Source organism: Anaerophilus nitritigenes, from assembly GCF_004138215.1.
Lineage (GTDB): Bacteria > Bacillota > Clostridia > Peptostreptococcales > Thermotaleaceae > Anaerophilus > Anaerophilus nitritogenes.
In genome coordinates, this window is the sequence record NZ_RYYS01000020.1 from 117487 (window position 1) to 136355 (window position 18869).

The following is an 18869-nucleotide window of genomic DNA, read 5'->3' on the forward strand; positions in this document are numbered from 1 at the left end:
AGTGATGAGTTTGAAAAGAAAGATTTCTATATATTTCCTAGTAGTAATATTGATGTTCCAATTTACTACTTTAACCTTTGCTAAAGAAACAGTTTCAAATTCTGCAAGTAGTGCCATTGTAATGGATGTAAAAAGTGGTAGAATTCTTTATCAAAAAAACATCTATGAAAAAAAACCTATGGCAAGTACTACCAAAATTATGACTGCTCTTTTAGGAATAGAAAAATCAAAACTAGATAAGGAAGTAAAAATTTCTAAGAAAGCCGTGGGGGTGGAAGGCTCATCTATTTATTTAGGCTATGATGAAAAAGTAAAAATGAAAGATTTACTTTATGGGTTAATGCTTCGATCTGGAAATGATTCAGCAACTGCAATTGCCATAGAGCTAGCAGGATCTGTGGAGAAATTTGCACAATTGATGAATCAAAGAGCAAAAGAAATTGGTGCAAAGAATACTAATTTTGTCAATCCTCATGGATTACATGACGAAAATCATTATACTACAGCTTATGATTTGGCCCTGATCAGTAGGGAAGCTTTAAGAAATAAAGATTTCAAAGAAATTGTGAAAACCAAACTCTGGATAGCAGATAGAGAAGGATATAAACATTTTTATAATAAAAACAAAACCTTGAGCCAATATGAGGGTGGAGATGGAGTAAAGACAGGATACACAAAAGCTTCGGGAAGATGTCTTGTAACTTCAGCCACAAGAGGTGGTATGCAGCTTGTATGTGTAGTTTTAAATGATTACAATTGGTTTGAAGATTCATATAGATTGTTAGATGATGCATTTAATCGCTATGAACCATTTTGTATGATGAAAAAAGATGGTGTGATTCAAACGGCATCTGTAGAAAATGGAAAAAAGAAAAATACAAAAATTGTAGGAAAAGAAGATGTGATATTGCCATTGACAAAAGAAGAACAAAAAAAAATAATGATGATTTTAAAAGTGAATGAGAAAATACAAGCTCCAATAAAAAGAGGGCAAAAAATAGGAAAAGCAAGGATATATCTAAATAATCAGCTTATTTATACTACAGATTTAGTATTTAGAGAAGATATAGAATGCAAGAATATAAAAGATAAGATACTAGATTATTTTTCAAATAGTAACCAATTTTAAAGTAAAAAAATACCCTATTATATAGGGCATTTTTTTATCCTTAAAATTGGAGGGATTAAATTTGAGCGATAAAGATCATATATGTGTGGATATGGGAAGTGAATATTGCCCATGCTATCTAGCGGAAATGAAAGAATGTATTATGTGTAATCATTTACAAGGAAAAGAATTATGTGATTGTAATTGGCAAGGGATATGTATATATCAAGAATTTTATTGGAATGGACAAAAAAGAAAAGATATTCGAAAAACTGTAGAAGGAAAGATTATTGAGAAAAAAGTGATTCAAGAAAATTATGTTCTTTTTAAAGTAAAAGTAGATGTAGATTTGGCATTAAAACTAAAGCATCCAGGGTCTTATATTTTTATTAGACATATAGAAAAACCATACTTTTTTGATACACCAATGTCTATTATGGATGTAGATGAAAAAAATGGAGAAATACAATTTGTAGTACAAATTTTAGGACCTAAGACAAAAGATATTTTATCTTGTGAAAACAAAATATTTATAAGAGCTCCTTATTGGAATGGTGTAATAGGTTTGAAAAAATTAAAGGAAACAAAAGAGAAAAAAGTTTTATTGATTGGAAAAGGAGTGGGATTGGCACCTGCTATTTTGGCTATCAAATATCTTCTTAAAAATAAAAATCATATTACCTTTGTCATAGATCCGGGAAAAATAGGGGTAGATTTTATAAATGAGTATATCAAAGATTTTAAAATAGAGCCTATAGAAATTTCTCTAAGAAATCAAAAAGGGGTAGATATACTCATCTCTTTATTAAAAGAAAATTATGATTTAATTTATAGCTTAGGATCTGATAAACTTCATAAAATAGTAAAAGCTGAAATTGAAGATACTTCTAAGTTTGTTTGTACAAACAATTCATCTATGTGTTGTGGAGAAGGAATTTGTGGCGCTTGTACTTGTAAAACAAAGAGCGGACAATTGGTGAGAATGTGTAAAATGCAAGTAAAAGCTGAAGAAATTTTGGAGGAGGGAAAATAAATGGCAAAGGTAGTAATCATTGGGGGAGGATGGGCAGGTGTAGCAGCTGCTGTAACTGCAAAAAAATCAGGAGCAGATGTAATGATACTTGAGAGAATGGATATTTTGTTAGGACTTGGAAACGTAGGGGGAATCATGAGAAACAATGGTAGATATACGGCAGCAGAAGAGAATTCATTATTAGGGGCCAAAGAATTATTTGAAGTGACAGATCAAGCTTCAAGACATGTAAATATTGAATTTCCTGGTCATAAACATGCAAATCTTTATGATGTTTGTAAAGTTGAGCCTATGGTAAGAAAGTTACTTCAAGAAATGTGTATTGATCTACAATTTAAGTCAAGAGTTGTAGATGTAGAAGTAGAAGATCAAAGAATTGTATCCATTGTTTTACAAGATGGAACAAAAATAAAAGCAGATGTATTTATTGAAACAACAGGATCTACAGGTCCTATGGGCAATTGCCTAAAATATGGGAATGGATGTTCTATGTGTATATTAAGATGTCCTTCTTTTGGTCCGAGAGTAAGTATTACGAGTAAAGCAGGAATCAAAGATGATATAGGAAAAAGAAAAGATGGCACTTATGGAGCATTTAGTGGATCATGTAAGTTAAACAAAGATTCTTTAAGTGAAGAAATTGTAAAAAAGCTAAATGAAACAGGGGTAGTGCTACTACCTGTTCCAAAAGAAGAAATCAACATGAAAAAATTAGATATGAAAGTTTGTCAGCAATATGCACTCAAAGAGTTTGCAGAAAATATTGTTTTATTAGATACGGGCCATGCAAAGCTTATGGCACCTTTTTATCCACTAGATAAACTAAGAAAATTTAAAGGATTAGAAAATGCAAGATATGAAGATCCTTATGCAGGAGGAGTAGGAAATTCTATAAGATATTTATCTATTGCACCAAGAGATAATAAAATGCAAGTAAATGGACTTAAAAATTTATTTTGTGCAGGAGAAAAATCAGGATTATTTGTAGGTCATACAGAAGCCATTGTTACAGGAAGTTTAGCAGGACACAATAGTGTAAGGTTTATAAAAGGTATTCCACTTTTAGAGCTTCCAATTAACACCTGTATAGGAGATTTGATTTCTTATGAAAGAGAACAAAGAAAGACGGAAGAAGGATTAAGAACAAGATATACTTTTGCAGGAGCAGATTATTTTAAAAGAATGAAAGATTTAGATCTTTATACAACAGATACAGGGAAAATTAAAAAAAGGATTGAAAAAATGAATTTACTCAATATTTATGAAGAGAAGATTATATAAAAATTTATGACATGAGTATAGGGGGCTGTGAAAAAATAAAAACATTGTAAGTTTTCAGAGTTATTCTGAAAGCTCACAATGTTTTGCAAGTAATGAAAGTGCTTGTTCTTGGACACGGTAAACAGTCCACTCATCCATTGGTATAGCACCCATTTCTTTATAAAATTCAATAGAAGAGGTGTTCCAGTCTAGGCACCACCAATCTAGTCTACCACAATTTCTTTCAATAGAAATTTTTGCAAGAAATGAAAGTAGTATTTTACCAAAACCATTTCCTCTCATTTCTGGTTGTACAAAAAGATCTTCTAAATAAAGATTTGCTTTTCCTAAAAAAGTAGAAAAATTATGAAAAAATAATGCAAAACCTACAGGTTTTCCATAATATTCACCTATAATTACTTCGGCTTGATTTTTTACAAAAAGAGATTCATGTAAAATAGCTTCTGTTGCTTCAACTTCATGAAGTAATTTTTCATAATCAGCTAATTGTTTTATAAAATTTAGTATCATGGGGGTGTCTTTTTCATTTGCAAAGCGTATTGTAAAATGCTCAACAGGTGTTTTGTAAAGTTGACTCATAATAGCCCTCCTAAAAGTAAATTTACTGTATTTATATATTATATCAAATAAATTATTTTTTCAAATTTTGTGTTAAAATAATATTATCACAGAAAGATGATGTTTATGAAAACGATACTATGTTATGGAAATTCTAACACTTGGGCATATGATTTAAAAAATAAATATTACAAAAAAACTATATAATGAAATCAAAAAAATTAAATCTATGTATAAATCATCAGTAAGATATTATTATATTATTATTATAACAATTTATTAAGATGAGGAGAATATTCTTGAAACAGATGTTTACAGACAAAAAAGAGTTAATGGTTATTTTTAGTGAAACAGGATTTGTAGTGGATTATGAAATAATTGATAAAAAATTTATATCAGAAGAATATCAAAAATATCAATTAATCTGGTATGAACGTTTTGAACAAGATAAATATAAAGCGTTATGGGATTTGGGATTTATTGAAAAAAAAGGATGGATGTCACCTACAATTCATTTCTTGAATTTTTTATCCAGTCAATTTATATTAAAAATTTCGAGGCAATCAGATATTGAATTTACTAGAGAACAAGCAGATTTAACATTATTGGAAGAAGAAGTTGAGGATATTAAACAAAGAATTCCTTTTGCAATAGGTATGGAATTTATAAATGATGAATGGATTTTTTTAATATGGGAAAAAATTGCTGAAATATATATAGAAGAAATCTCTAATTATTCTGGAACAGTTGAAGACTTTTTAATAGAAAGAAATGCAAATATAAATATTGTGGGAAGAGTATTTTTTCACTTAGTTGAAAATAAAAATATGGATTATCCCTTTGCGTTTTTAGCTACATATTCAACACAAAATTATAATATAAAGAAAGATAATGCTGATGTATCACATAAAGCAAAGCATATGCCATTGAAAAATGCTTTATTAGAATATAAAGACGATAAAGAAAAACTTCTTCAACTAATGTCAACAATAAGTAAAGCTGCTGATAAAAGTAATTTTATATCAGAATTAATGGAAAGTGGAGAATTATTTTCTCCATTAAAACTTACAAAACAAGAAGCATATATCATTTTAAAGGAGTTATCAATTTATGAAGAGTCTGGAATTATGTGTAGAATTCCAAATTGGTGGAGAAGAAAAAGTAATTCATTGAAAGTTTCTGTAGCGATTGGAAATAAAGAACCTTCAAAAATTGGAATGAATGCATTATTATCTTTTAAACCAGAGCTATTTTTGGGAGAAGATAAAATATCTAAAGAAGAATTAAAAAAACTGCTTCTAGAATCAGAGGGATTAGAACTTATTAAAGGGAAATGGGTAGAGATAGACAAAGAAAAGCTTCAAAAAGTTTTAGAAGCATATAAAAAAGCCGAAAAGTTAGCTAAAAAAGAAGGAATTACTATTGCAGATGCTATGCGTATGGAGCTAAATGCAAGAGAAAAATTAGGTATTGATGATGAAAGTGTAGATATAGAGGTATCAAATGGAAACTGGTTAGAAAGTATAAAAGATAAAATGTGTAATCCAGAAATAATAAAAGAAATTAAACCTCAAGGAAGTTTTAATGCTACTTTAAGACCTTATCAACAAACAGGATATTCGTGGTTGTATTATATGCAAAAGCTTGGATTTGGAGCTTGCCTTGCAGATGATATGGGACTTGGAAAAACTGTACAAATTATTGCATTGCTTGAGAAGATCAGAGTAGAGAAACAAGGACATGCATTGTTAATTATTCCAGCATCTTTAATAGCAAATTGGAAGAAGGAAATAGAAAAGTTTGCTCCTGAAATGACGGTATGTATACTTCATGGAAAAGAAGCAAGTGTTGAGTTAGATCAAAAAAATACTTCATTTTTATATATTACTACATATGGTATGGCAGTGCGTTTAGAAAAATTAAAAGAAATAAGATGGAATTTATTAATATTAGATGAAGCACAAGCAATTAAAAATCCTAGTACAAAACAGACAAAGATAATTAAGCAAATCAAAGCAGAAACTAAAATAGCAATGACAGGAACTCCTATTGAAAATAAACTTTCTGATTTATGGTCATTATTTGATTTTTTAGATCCAGGGTTACTTGGCAATGCTAAGGAATTTACAAATTTGACAAAAAAAATAAAAGAGAATAATAAAGCTTATTCAAAACTTAGAAATATTGTTAGTCCATTTATATTAAGAAGACTAAAGACTGATAAATTGGTAATAGCAGATCTTCCAGAAAAGATTGAAAAGAAGGAATATGCATCTTTAAGTAAAAAACAAGTTGTATTATATAAAAAATTAGTAAAAGAAATTGAAATAAAGTTACAAAATACAGAAGGAATAGAGAGAAAAGGACTAGTCCTTGCAAGTATAATGAAATTTAAGCAGATTTGTAATCATCCAGATCAATATCTTGGATTAGAAGAATATAAACCACAACAGAGTGGGAAATTTGAACAACTTCAAAATATTTGTGAAAATATATATGAAAGAAGAGAAAGAGTTATTGTGTTTACTCAATTTAAAGAAATGACTGAACCTATTTCAAATTTCTTGGAAAAAATATTTAATCGAAAAGGATTTATTCTACATGGAGGTACACCGATTAAAAAGAGAGGAGAGATGGTAGAGATTTTTAATGGAGAAGAATATGTTCCTTATATGGTACTTTCACTTAAAGCAGGGGGTGTAGGACTTAATCTTACCAAAGCAAACCATGTGATTCATTTTGATAGATGGTGGAATCCAGCTATTGAAAATCAAGCTACAGATAGAGCTTTTCGTATAGGACAGACAAAGAATGTAATGGTACATAAATTTGTTACATTAGGAACAATTGAAGAAAAAATAGATTTAATTATAGAAGAAAAACAAAAGTTAGCAGGAGATATAATAGCATCATCGGAAGAAAAATGGATTACAGAGTTTGATAATAATGAACTTATGGAATTATTTAAACTAGGTGGTGAAAAATAGATGAGTTTCTATGGCTTTGGTGAGTATATTACAGTTGCAAAGAAAAAAGAAAATGCTCAAAAGAGTATTGAAAAACTTAGAAAGAAAAATCCCAATATTTCTCCAGTTATAATAAATGGTAATGCAATAGCAAAAAAATGGTGGGGAAAAGCCTGGAATACAAATTTAGAAAGCTATGCAGATTTAAAAAATAGAATAGGAAGAGGACGAAGTTATGTAAGACATGGTGCAGTTTTAGATTTACAAATCAAAACAGGACAAGTTGAAGCACTTGTTCAAGGAAGTAGTTCTAAGCCATATAGTGTTTTAATTCAAATAGATGAATTAGATCAAGGAAAATGGACAAGAGTAATAGAAATTTGTAACCATAGAATAGATACAATGGAAACATTAATAGCAGGTGAATTCCCAAAGGAATTTGATGAACTATTTAAGGAGTCAAAGAACGGATTATTTCCATCTTTAAAAGAGATACATTTTCAATGTAGTTGCCCTGATTCAGCAGTAGTTTGTAAGCATATTGCAGCAGTATTGTATGGAATAGGTGCTAGGTTAGATAATGATCCTATTCTTTTCTTTAAGCTTAGAAATATTGATTTTGAATCATTACTCAAAAAATCAATAGAAGAGAAAATGAAAAGCATGCTTCAAAATGCAGATAAGAACAGTAAGCGTGTTATTGATGAAGATGAAGTATTTGATTTGTTTGGTATATAGTTGTCAAAGTTCATGCGTTTGTCTTGAGAACACGTCATTTTTCTATTGAAAATTTTAGGAAATTATGTTAATGTATAAATAGATATTTTAGAATGAATGGGACCTAAAAAGTCTATAGGGACTATTTAGGTCCCGAAAAACAAGGTAGATTATAAGGAGATGAAAAAATGACTGAAAAAGAAGAATTTTGTGTTGCCGATTTTATACAAACACAAAAGAAAATAGCTCCTGAAATGGTAAAGCTTTTGATGGATCGGTATCATATTCTTCGTTTAATTTCTTATCATCAGCCCATAGGAAGAAGAAGTTTATCTGCTTTTTTACAAATAAGTGAGAGAGTTATAAGAAAAGAAGTAAATATCTTAAAGGATCAAAATCTTATAGAGATAAAAGCTGAGGGAATGAACATTACTGAATCTGGTTACACTAGTTTAGAAGTATTAAGAAGCTTTATACATATTTTAAAAAATTTAAATTCTATTGAAGAAGAAGTGGCTCAAAAGCTTGAAATTAAAAAAGTAATAGTTGTGCCAGGTCTTTATGATGAAGATGAATTTATTTTAAGAGAAATAGGAAAAGTTGCAAGTAAGTATTTTAAATCTATTTTGAAGGATCATATGATTGTAGGAGTTACAGGAGGAACTACTATATCTATGGTAGCTGATGAAATGATAGAAGAAGATTTAAAGCACCACATGATGATTGTTCCTGCTAGAGGGGGCTTAGGTAAAAATGCTGAGAATCAGGCAAATCATATTACCGCAAAAATTGCAAGAAAATTAAATTGTCCATACGAACTTTTGCATATGCCTGATAATATTTCAAAAGATTTATTAGAAAGTCTTTCTAAAGATCCAAATACAAAAGAGGTTGTAGATTATATAAAACAAATTCATGTATTATTATTTGGTATAGGAAGAGCTGACAAAATGGCTAAGAGAAGAGGTCTTTCTAATGAAAAAATTGAAGAGCTCAATAAAAAATGTGCTGTTGCAGAAGCTTTTGGGTATTATTTTAATCTAAAAGGAAAAATTATAGAAGAAGTTAATTCTGTTGGAGTTAGTTTACAAACCTATAAAAATATAAAAAATCCTATTGGCGTAGCAGCAGGAAAAGAAAAAGCTCTAGCAATTATGCCAATAAGCAAATTAAATACAAATCTTACTTTGATAATTGATGAAGGCTTAGCTCAAGAAATATTAAAATAAATACATGATGAGGGAGGATTTTGCATGAGTGTAAAAGTTGGTATTAATGGATTTGGAAGAATAGGAAGAAATGCTTTTAAAATAGCTATGGAACAAGGAGGAAAGGATTTTGAAATTGTAGCCATTAATGATTTAACAGATGCGTATACTTTAGCGCACTTGTTAAAATATGATAGCTGTTTTGGGAAATTCAGTAAAACTGTAGAAGTGAAAGAAAATACTATTGTAGTTGATGGAAAAGAAATTAAAATTTATGCAGAGAGAGATCCAGCAAATATTCCATGGAAATCATTAGGAGTAGATATTGTTATAGAGTCTACAGGAGTATTTACAGATAAAGAAAAGGCAATAAAACATATAAGTGCAGGTGCAAAGAAGGTAATCATTAGTGCTCCTGCTAAAAATGAGGATACTACAATTGTACTTGGAGTGAATGAAAAAGATTATGATCCAAAGGAGCATCATATTATATCTAATGCTTCATGTACTACAAATTGTCTTGCTCCTTTTGCAAAGGTCATCGATGAAAAATTTGGCATTAAAAGAGGATTGATGACTACAGTGCATTCTTATACAAATGATCAAAGAATACTAGATCTTCCTCATAAAGATTTAAGAAGAGCAAGAGCTGCTGCAGAATCTATTATTCCTACTACTACAGGAGCTGCAAAAGCAGTAGCATTAGTACTTCCACAGTTAAAAGGAAAATTAAATGGAATGGCTATGCGTGTGCCTACCCCTACTGTTTCAGTAGTAGATTTAGTTTGTGAATTAGAAAAGGAAACAACAGCTGAACAAATTAATGATGCTTTGAAAAAAGCATCAGAAAATGAATTGAAAGGAATTTTAGGCTATAGCGATGAACCTTTAGTATCTATAGATTATAGACAAGATTCTAGATCTTCTATTATAGATGGACTTTCAACTATGATGATGGATGGAAATTTAGCAAAAATCGTTTCTTGGTATGATAATGAATGGGGTTATTCTACTAGAGTAATAGATTTAGTAAAATATGTAATACAACAAGGATTATAGAAAAAAGGTTCAATCTTATTTAGGTTGAACCTTTCTTTAAAAGTATACAACATAAATCATTGACTAAGGTTAAATAGTATGTTACATATATTAATAGGAGTATACAATTATAAAAAGCAGAGGTGAAAAAATTGAAAAAGAAAAATATTGAAGATGTTCAGGTAAAAGGGAAAAAAGTATTAGTACGATGTGATTTTAATGTACCTATGGATGAGGATAAGAATATAACAGATGATATTCGTATAAGGGCTGCTCTTCCAACTATACAATATTTAATTAAGGAAGATGCAAAAGTAATTTTGATGTCTCATTTGGGAAGACCAAAAGGGCAATTTAATGAGAAATACACTTTAGAGCCAGTAGCAAAAAAACTTGCAGAGCTTTTACAAAAACAAGTAACCTTTGCAGCTGATAAAGAAGTAGTTGGTGAAAGTGCCAAAAAAGCTGTAGAACAAATGAAAGATGGAGAAATTGTTTTACTTGAGAATGTAAGATTTAGAAAAGAAGAAGAAAAAAATGATGAAGCTTTTTCAAAGGATTTATCAAGTTTGGGAGATTTATTTGTAAATGATGCCTTTGGAACAGCTCATAGAGCACATGCTTCTACGGCAGGAATTGCAAAATTTTTACCATGTGTATCAGGATATTTGATTCAGAAAGAAATAGATATTATAGGAAAAGCTTTAGTAAGTCCAGAAAAACCTTTTGTAGCTATTTTAGGAGGAGCCAAAGTATCTGATAAAATAGGAGTCATTACGAACTTATTAGAAAAAGTAGATACCCTTATTGTAGGTGGAGGAATGGCGTATACGTTTTTAAAAGCAAAAGGATATGAAATCGGAAATTCACTTTTGGAAGAAGATAAAATTGATCTTGCAAAAGAGCTTATGGAAAAAGCAAAAGAAAAAAATGTAAAGTTTTTATTACCAGTAGATATAGTAGTAGCAGAGAAGTTTAAAGCAGATTCAGTACATAAAACAGTAAAATCAGAAGAAATTCCAAAGGATATGATGGGTCTTGATATAGGAGATAAAAGTGTTAAAATATTTGCAGAAGAAATAAAAAATGCAAAAACAATTATATGGAATGGACCTATGGGTGTATTTGAAATGCCTGCGTTTGCATTTGGTACAAAAGGAATTGCAAAAGCTATGGCAGAGTCTTGTGGAACAACTATTATAGGTGGAGGAGATAGTGCGGCAGCTGTAGAACAATTAGAATTTAAAGATGATATGACACATATATCTACAGGAGGAGGAGCTTCCTTAGAATTTTTAGAAGGAAAAGAACTTCCAGGTATTGCTGTCATAGAAGAAAAGTAAATTAGGAGGCATTTAATATGAGATTACCGATTATTGCAGGAAATTGGAAAATGCATAAAACAATCAAAGAAGCTACTGAATTTGTAGACAAAATAAAAGATCAAGTGGTTGGTACAGATGTAGAAGTTGTTTTATGTGTACCATATACAAGTTTAGAAGCAGTAAAAAAAGCAGTGGATGGAACAAATATAAAAGTTGGTGCTCAGAATATGCATTGGGAAGAAAATGGTGCATATACAGGAGAAATTTCTTCTACTATGTTAAGAGAAATAGGTATAGACTATTGTATTATTGGTCATTCTGAAAGAAGACAGTATTTTAATGAAACTGATGAAACAGTTAATAAAAAAGTACATATAGCTCTAAAGCATAAAATCAATCCCATTCTTTGCGTAGGAGAAACACTAGAACAAAGAGAGAAAAATGAAACAGATCATGTAGTAAAAAATCAAGTGATGAAAGCGCTAAAAGATATAAGTGCACAACAAGTTAAAGAGATTGTAATTGCATATGAGCCAATATGGGCCATAGGAACAGGAAAAACTGCAACACCACAGGAGGCTAATGAAGTAATTTTTATAATTCGAGAAGGAATTAAAGAACTCTATGGAGAAGATATATGTTTAGAAGTACGTATTCAATATGGAGGAAGTGTAAAGCCTTCTAATGTAGAAGAAATTATGAATCAAGAAGATGTGGACGGAGCTTTAGTAGGTGGAGCAAGTTTAGATCCTGAAGATTTTGTAAAACTTGTAAATTTCTAAAAGAGAGGGGAAGTACATATGTCAAGTACAATTATAGATGTTTATGCAAGAGAGGTATTAGATTCTAGGGGAAATCCAACAGTAGAGGTAGAAGTCTATCTTGAAGATGGAAGTATGGGAAGAGCAATTGTACCTTCTGGAGCATCTACGGGAGCTTTTGAAGCTGTAGAATTAAGAGATGATGATATAGAAAGATACTTAGGAAAAGGTGTAAGAAAAGCAGTAGAAAATGTAAATGAAGAAATAGCAGATGAAATTATTGGTATGGATGCATTAGACCAAGTGGCGATAGATTCATTAATGATTGAGTTAGATGGAACAGATAATAAAGCAAGACTAGGAGCAAATGCTATATTAGGAGTATCTATGGCAGTTGCAAGAGCAGCAAGTGAATATTTGGGATTGCCACTTTATCAATATATAGGTGGTGTGAATGGAAAAACTCTTCCAGTTCCTATGATGAATATATTAAATGGTGGAGAGCATGCAGATAATAACGTAGATATTCAAGAATTTATGATTATGCCTGTAGGTGCAAATTCTTTTAGACAGGCATTAAGAATGGGTGCAGAAGTATTCCATAATTTAAAGAAAGTGTTAAAAGAAAAAGGACTCAACACTGCTGTAGGAGATGAAGGGGGATTTGCACCAAATCTTACTTCTAATGAAGAAGCTTTAGAAGTTATTATAGAAGCTATTAAGAAAGCTGGATATGTGCCACAAGAAGATATTATGTTAGCACTAGATGTAGCAGCTACTGAATTATATGATAAAGAAGAAAAAAAATATAATTTAGCTGGAGAAGGTGTAGTAAAAACATCCGAACAAATGGTAGAATTCTATGAAAAATTAGTAAGCAAATACCCAATTATTTCTATAGAAGATGGATTAGATGAAGAAGATTGGGAAGGATGGAAAATGCTTACTGAAAGACTAGGAAGAAAAGTTCAATTAGTAGGAGACGATTTATTTGTAACTAATACTCAAAGACTGGAAAAGGGAATTGAAAGAAAAACAGCAAACTCTATTTTAATTAAATTAAATCAAATAGGAACGATTACAGAAACACTAGATGCTATTGAAATGGCAAAGAGAGCTGGATATACAGCAGTAATATCTCATAGATCTGGAGAGACTGAAGATGTAACGATTGCAGATTTAGTAGTAGCAGTAAATGCTGGTCAAATCAAAACAGGTGCTCCATCAAGAACAGATAGAGTAGCAAAATACAATCAATTATTAAGAATTGAAGAGATGCTGGATGTTACAGGAAAATATGGAGGAATGAAAGCCTTTTATAATTTAAAATAAAGGTATAGATTTAGGATAAATTGGAAAAGATTAAGGGTAGAATCTCTACCCTTTTCTTACTGTTTTCATCTATGAAAATATATTAAAATATCTTGTATGTGTGAAATATGCTTCAATATAGAGAGGGATAATTATTATTGATTTTAAAAAATACCTATGTTAAAATAGGTATGTTAACGAGATGGAGGAGGTGTGGATATGAAGACTGTATTTATGATTATACAAGTAATTGCTAGTCTTATACTGATTGGAAGTATTTTACTACAATCTGGTAAAAGTGCTGGATTATCAGGTTCTATTTCTGGTGGAGCAGAACAATTAATGGGAAAACAAAAAGGAAGAAGTTATGAAGGAATGCTAAGTAAGCTAACTACTATTGGTGCATCTATATTTATTATTACTTCTATTATTTTAGTTAGTATTCAATAATATCACAAAGTTATGGGGGCACAAAGGAGGATATAGAAAATGAATTTTGAAATACTAGCACCTATTGTGGGTGTAGTGGCGTTGATTTTTGCTTTTATGCTTGCAGCAAAAATTGATAAAGTAGATGTAGGGACAGAAAGAATGAAGGAAATCTCTACATATATTTATGAAGGATCTATGGCTTTCTTATCAAGAGAGTATAAGACTTTGGTTATTTTTGTAATCGCTTTATTTGTAGCCTTAATTTTTGGTGTTGGAGTACAAACCGCAATATGTTTCTTAGTAGGAGCATGTTTTTCTGCATTAGCAGGATTCTTTGGTATGAAAGTTGCAACAAAGGCAAATGTTAGAACCGCCAATGCAGCAAGAGAAGGTGGAATGAACAAAGCATTAGGAGTAGCTTTTAGTGGTGGAGCCGTTATGGGTATGAGTGTTGTGGGACTAGGACTTTTAGGAGTAGGTGTTTTATATTATATCTTTAGAGAGCCAAGTATTATTACAGGATTTGGACTAGGTGCATCTTCAATTGCATTATTTGGACGTGTTGGAGGAGGAATCTATACAAAAGCAGCTGACGTAGGAGCTGACTTAGTTGGTAAGGTAGAAGCAGGTATTCCAGAAGACGATCCAAGAAATCCAGCTGTTATTGCAGATAACGTAGGAGATAATGTTGGTGACGTAGCAGGTATGGGAGCAGACCTTTTTGAATCTTATGTTGGTTCTATTATATCAGTTATTACATTAGGAGTTGTAATGGCACATATTGATCCACAAAGTGGAGCTATATTCCCATTAGCATTGGCATCTTTAGGAATTATTGCATCTATTATAGGAAGTTTATTTGTTAGAGGGGATGAAAATACAAACCCTGCATCAGCACTTCATAGAGGTACTTATATAGCAGGAGCTATTGTAATCGTAGGAACTTACTTTTTAAGTAAAATGTTTTTTGGAGATTTAAATGCATTCTTTGCAATTGTTGCAGGACTTATTGTAGGAATGGCAATTGGTAAAGTTACAGAAGTTTATACTTCAGGAGAATATGCATCTGTTCAAAAAATTGCACAACAATCAGAAACAGGACCTGCTACAACAATTATTAGTGGTTTGGCAGTAGGTATGTATTCTACAGCGATTCCAATTTTATTACTTGCAGTAGGAATTTTAGTAGCTTATAAATTCTTTGGATTATATGGTATTGCACTATCAGCAGTAGGTATGTTATCTACAACAGGAATTACTGTAGCAGTAGATGCGTATGGTCCTATTGCAGATAATGCTGGTGGTATTGCAGAAATGTGTGAATTACCAAGTGGAGTTAGAGAAATTACAGATAAATTAGACTCTGTAGGAAATACAACAGCAGCTATTGGTAAAGGATTTGCAATCGGATCTGCTGCACTAACATCTTTAGCATTGTTTGTTTCTTATGCTCAAGTAGTAGGATTAGACACTATTGATATATTAGATCCACTAGTAGTAGTTGGTTTGTTAATTGGAGGCATGCTTCCATTTTTATTCTCTGCTATGACTATGGAATCAGTTGGTAAAGCAGCTTTTCAAATGATTGAAGAAGTAAGAAGACAGTTTAAAGAAATTCCTGGAATTATGGAAGGAAAAGCAAAACCAGATTATGCAAGATGTGTTGATATTAGTACAGGTGCTGCATTAAAAGAAATGATGGTTCCTGGAATTATGGCAGTGTTAGCACCTTTAGCAGTAGGGATACTTCTTGGAACTGCTGCTTTAGGAGGATTACTTGCAGGATCATTAGTATCAGGAGTATTACTTGCTATTATGATGGCAAATGCTGGTGGTGCTTGGGACAACGCTAAAAAATATGTTGAAGAAGGACATCATGGTGGAAAAGGTAGTGAAGCACATAAAGCAGCTGTAGTTGGAGATACAGTAGGAGATCCATTTAAAGATACATCTGGTCCATCTATCAATATCTTAATCAAATTAATGACTATTGTTGCAGTTGTTTTTGCACCATTGTTCTTAAAAATAGGCGGAAAATTATTCTAATAAAAAGACCCTTTAAGGGTCTTTTTATATTGGTATCTAAAGTTATATGTGATTTTTTTTGTATAAAAAAAGCTTTCAGTAGAAAAATAAAATTACTGGAGGTGGTGGAGTGAAAACTATAGGAGTACAACAAGAGCTTAATGAAATTGCAGAAGAATTAGTAAGACAAGGATTTGATGTAAGAAATTTAAGCAGTATAAATAATAAAGTAGATGCCATTGTTTATTATGATGATAAAAGTATAAGAGATAATCCAAATAAAGATAAGATAATAAAAATTAATGCAGCAAAAATAAATATTGATCAAATTGTAAGAAAGCTTAAAGACATTTAAAATAAATACCATCTGTGCTATAATTACAGATGGTATTTATTTTTTATGGAGGGATAAAATGGATAATATAAAGATTTTATTAAAAATGAAAGAATTTTATTTTATTACTTATTTGATTTTTATAAACCTTTATTCTTTTTTACTCACTTTTATAGATAAATATAAATCGAAAAAGGATGCATGGAGAATAAAAGAACGGACTTTTTTTATTGTATCATTTTTGGGAGGAGCCATTGGTGTGATAATGGGAATGAGTATATTTCGTCACAAAACTCAACATAAAAGCTTCTATATAGGTATCCCGCTCATTTTTTTATTACATATGATCGGTATTTTATTTTGGCTATATAAAATAGCTATTTCCTAGGAAATATAGGAGTTTTAAAAATAAATGAAATGGGTAAAATAAGCATAATCTATAAAAAATATATAGGAGGAATTTGATTGAATATTAAAGATAAAATATTAGAGTTTATGAGAGAAAATGCATATAGTCCTATGTTAGATGTAGAGCTTTCTAATGTATTTGAAATACAACCTACAGAAATAGGAGAATTCTATGAAACATTAGATGAAATGGAAAGAGAAGGACACGTCATTAAAACTAAGAAAAATAGATATGCAGCTCCTGAAAGAATGAATTTAATAGTAGGGAAGATTCAAATTCATGGAAGAGGATTTGGATTTATTTTATCAGAGATAGAGGGATATAAAGATATATTTGTTTCTGCTAATGACTTAAATGGAGCTATGCACAATGATAGAGTCATTGGAAGAATTGTAAAGAAGGGTACAGATGGAAAAAATGGAGAAGCAGAAGTTATTAGAATTATTCATAGAGCCAATGATGAAATTGTAGGAACTTTTGAAAATAGTAAAAATTTTGGATTTGTAGTTCCAGATGATTCAAGAATCAATATGGATATTTTTATTCCTAAAAGTGAAGTAGGAGGGGCAAAGGATGGATATAAGGTAGTTGCAAAAATTACAAAATGGCCTCAACCGAGAAGGAATCCAGAAGGAACAATTATAGAAGTATTAGGACATAAAAATGATATAGGAACAGATATTATTTCTGTCATTAAAAAATATAAGCTTCCATTGAATTTTCCTAAAAAAGTAGAAGAAGAGGCAGCAAATATTGAAGAAATCATTCTTGATGAAGAAATAAAAAGAAGAAGAGATTTAAGAGAAGAAAGAATTGTAACTATTGATGGATCAGATGCAAAAGATTTAGATGATGCTGTAGGTGTGAAGATTCTTCCAAATGGAAACTATCTCTTAGGGGTACATATAGCGGATGTAACCCATTATGTAAGAGAGTACAGCTCACTAGATAAAGAAGCTTTAAAAAGAGCAACAAGTGTGTATTTAGTAGATCGAGTAATTCCTATGCTTCCTAAAAAGTTATCCAATGGAGTTTGTAGTTTGAATCCTAAGGTAGATAGATTAACTTTATCTGTAGATATGGAAATTGATCAAAAAGGAAATGTAGTAAGACATGAAATTTATGAAAGTGTCATTAAAACTAGTGAGAGAATGACTTATACAGATGTATCGGATCTACTTGAAAAAGAAGATGAAAAATTAAAAGAAAGATATGATTATTTACTAGAAGATTTTAAGACAATGGAACAATTAGCGAAAAAATTAAGAAAAAGAAGAGATGTAAGAGGAAGTATAGATTTTGATTTTGATGAATCAAAGATTATACTTGATGAAAAAGGTGTTCCTATAGAAATAAGAAAAGCAGAAAGAAGAATTGCAAATAGAATTATTGAAGAGTTTATGCTTATTTGTAATGAAACTGTAGCAGAACATTTTCATTGGGCAGATATTCCATTTGTATATAGAATACATGAAGATCCAGATATGGAAAAGATAGAAACTTTTAATAAATTTATTCATAATTTTGGATATCATCTAAAGGGTGCAAACAATCAAATTCATCCACATGCTCTTCAAGATTTGATAAAAAAAGTAGAAGGAAAAAAAGAAGAAAGAATTATTAGCACAATTATGTTAAGGTCTTTAAAGAAAGCTAGATATTCTCCATACAATACAGGACACTTTGGACTTGCAGCAGAAAATTATTGCCATTTTACATCTCCCATTAGAAGATACCCAGATCTTCAAATTCATCGAATCATAAAGGAATCTTTATCAGGAGATATGAATGGAAAGAGAATTAAAAAATTAAAAGGAATTGTAGAAAATGCATCAGATGTTTCTTCTGAGAGAGAAAGAATTGCTATTGAAGCAGAAAGAGAAACAGATGATTTGAAGAAAACTGAATATATGACTCATCATATAGGGGAAATATTTGAAGGGATCATCAGTAGCGTAGTGTCCTTTGGAATGTTTATACAACTTGAAAACACTATTGAAGGCTTAGTAAGAATTAGTTCACTAGTAGATGATTATTATATTTATGATGAAGAAAATCATTTGTTTAGAGGAGAGAGAACTAAAAAAGCTTATCGAATAGGAGACGAAGTAAAAATAAAAGTTATAAGAGCAGATATATCTCAACGAGAAATTGATTTTACGCTTATTCAGTAGTACAATAAAAAAAAAGATATATAAATATCTTCTGAACTTGTAGACAAAGTCATAAAAAACGTCACTAACTTTCAAATTTGGAAAATATATAGAAACGGTCGAAAATAGCATTACAAACTCGCTTTCGCTCAAACAGTGTAATGCTAATGATTTTCTCACTTATTCTATATTTTCACAAATTCTCAATAA

16 protein-coding genes are annotated in these 18869 nt (G+C 30.6%); 15 read left to right on the forward strand and 1 reads right to left on the reverse strand.

Annotation, left to right across the window (positions count from 1 at the left end; all coding sequences use genetic code 11):
- Positions 1–10: 10 nt before the first annotated feature.
- From EK368_RS02795 to EK368_RS02805, 3 genes are all read left to right on the forward strand, one after another.
- Positions 11–1129, forward strand: a complete 1119-nt coding sequence (locus tag EK368_RS02795; RefSeq protein WP_243109344.1) for a D-alanyl-D-alanine carboxypeptidase family protein — start codon at positions 11–13, stop codon at positions 1127–1129.
- A gap of 61 nt (positions 1130–1190) precedes the next feature.
- Positions 1191–2141 carry a sulfide/dihydroorotate dehydrogenase-like FAD/NAD-binding protein gene (locus EK368_RS02800; protein ID WP_129596212.1) on the forward strand — a complete coding sequence of 317 codons (951 nt, stop codon included), beginning with the start codon at positions 1191–1193 and terminating at the stop codon, positions 2139–2141.
- The gene (locus EK368_RS02805) at positions 2142–3422 is read left to right on the forward strand and encodes an FAD-dependent oxidoreductase (RefSeq protein ID WP_129596213.1); all 1281 of its coding nucleotides are present in this window, start codon (positions 2142–2144) and stop codon (positions 3420–3422) included.
- 60 nt (positions 3423–3482) lie between these two features.
- Here the strand turns inward: EK368_RS02805 and EK368_RS02810 are convergent, their stop codons facing one another.
- The gene (locus tag EK368_RS02810; RefSeq protein WP_129596214.1) at positions 3483–4001 is read right to left on the reverse strand and encodes a GNAT family N-acetyltransferase; all 519 of its coding nucleotides are present in this window, start codon (positions 3999–4001) and stop codon (positions 3483–3485) included.
- A 287-nt stretch (positions 4002–4288) separates the two neighbouring features.
- Here EK368_RS02810 and EK368_RS02815 point away from each other — a divergent pair, with 287 nt between their 5' ends.
- The 12 genes from EK368_RS02815 (at position 4289) to rnr (ending at position 18680) form a co-directional block, all read left to right on the forward strand.
- Complete coding sequence (locus tag EK368_RS02815; RefSeq protein ID WP_129596234.1) at positions 4289–6967, forward strand: DEAD/DEAH box helicase; 2679 nt, start codon at positions 4289–4291, stop codon at positions 6965–6967.
- Positions 6968–7684, forward strand: a complete 717-nt coding sequence (locus tag EK368_RS02820) for an SWIM zinc finger family protein (protein WP_129596215.1) — start codon at positions 6968–6970, stop codon at positions 7682–7684.
- 167 nt (positions 7685–7851) lie between these two features.
- Positions 7852–8892, forward strand: coding sequence for a sugar-binding transcriptional regulator (locus EK368_RS02825; protein ID WP_129596216.1), 1041 nt, complete (start codon positions 7852–7854; stop codon positions 8890–8892).
- A gap of 24 nt (positions 8893–8916) precedes the next feature.
- Positions 8917–9930 carry a type I glyceraldehyde-3-phosphate dehydrogenase gene (gene gap, locus EK368_RS02830; RefSeq protein WP_129596217.1) on the forward strand — a complete coding sequence of 338 codons (1014 nt, stop codon included), beginning with the start codon at positions 8917–8919 and terminating at the stop codon, positions 9928–9930.
- A 122-nt stretch (positions 9931–10052) separates the two neighbouring features.
- Positions 10053–11252, forward strand: coding sequence for a phosphoglycerate kinase (locus EK368_RS02835; protein WP_279222248.1), 1200 nt, complete (start codon positions 10053–10055; stop codon positions 11250–11252).
- A 17-nt stretch (positions 11253–11269) separates the two neighbouring features.
- Entirely contained in the window at positions 11270–12016 is a 747-nt protein-coding gene (gene tpiA / locus EK368_RS02840) for a triose-phosphate isomerase (protein ID WP_129596219.1), read from the forward strand.
- 18 nt (positions 12017–12034) lie between these two features.
- Positions 12035–13327 carry a phosphopyruvate hydratase gene (gene eno / locus EK368_RS02845; protein ID WP_129596220.1) on the forward strand — a complete coding sequence of 431 codons (1293 nt, stop codon included), beginning with the start codon at positions 12035–12037 and terminating at the stop codon, positions 13325–13327.
- A 198-nt stretch (positions 13328–13525) separates the two neighbouring features.
- Positions 13526–13756, forward strand: a complete 231-nt coding sequence (gene secG, locus EK368_RS02850) for a preprotein translocase subunit SecG (protein ID WP_129596221.1) — start codon at positions 13526–13528, stop codon at positions 13754–13756.
- Positions 13757–13795: 39 nt separating this feature from the next.
- The gene (locus EK368_RS02855) at positions 13796–15784 is read left to right on the forward strand and encodes a sodium-translocating pyrophosphatase (RefSeq protein WP_129596222.1); all 1989 of its coding nucleotides are present in this window, start codon (positions 13796–13798) and stop codon (positions 15782–15784) included.
- A gap of 109 nt (positions 15785–15893) precedes the next feature.
- Positions 15894–16118, forward strand: coding sequence for a YkuS family protein (locus EK368_RS02860; RefSeq protein ID WP_165000298.1), 225 nt, complete (start codon positions 15894–15896; stop codon positions 16116–16118).
- A gap of 58 nt (positions 16119–16176) precedes the next feature.
- On the forward strand, positions 16177–16485 hold the full coding sequence (locus EK368_RS02865) for a DUF1294 domain-containing protein (protein ID WP_423243532.1): 309 nt from the start codon (positions 16177–16179) through the stop codon (positions 16483–16485).
- A 77-nt stretch (positions 16486–16562) separates the two neighbouring features.
- Positions 16563–18680: a ribonuclease R gene (rnr, locus tag EK368_RS02870; RefSeq protein ID WP_129596224.1), complete on the forward strand. Its 2118-nt coding sequence runs from the start codon at positions 16563–16565 to the stop codon at positions 18678–18680.
- Positions 18681–18869 lie beyond the last annotated feature (189 nt).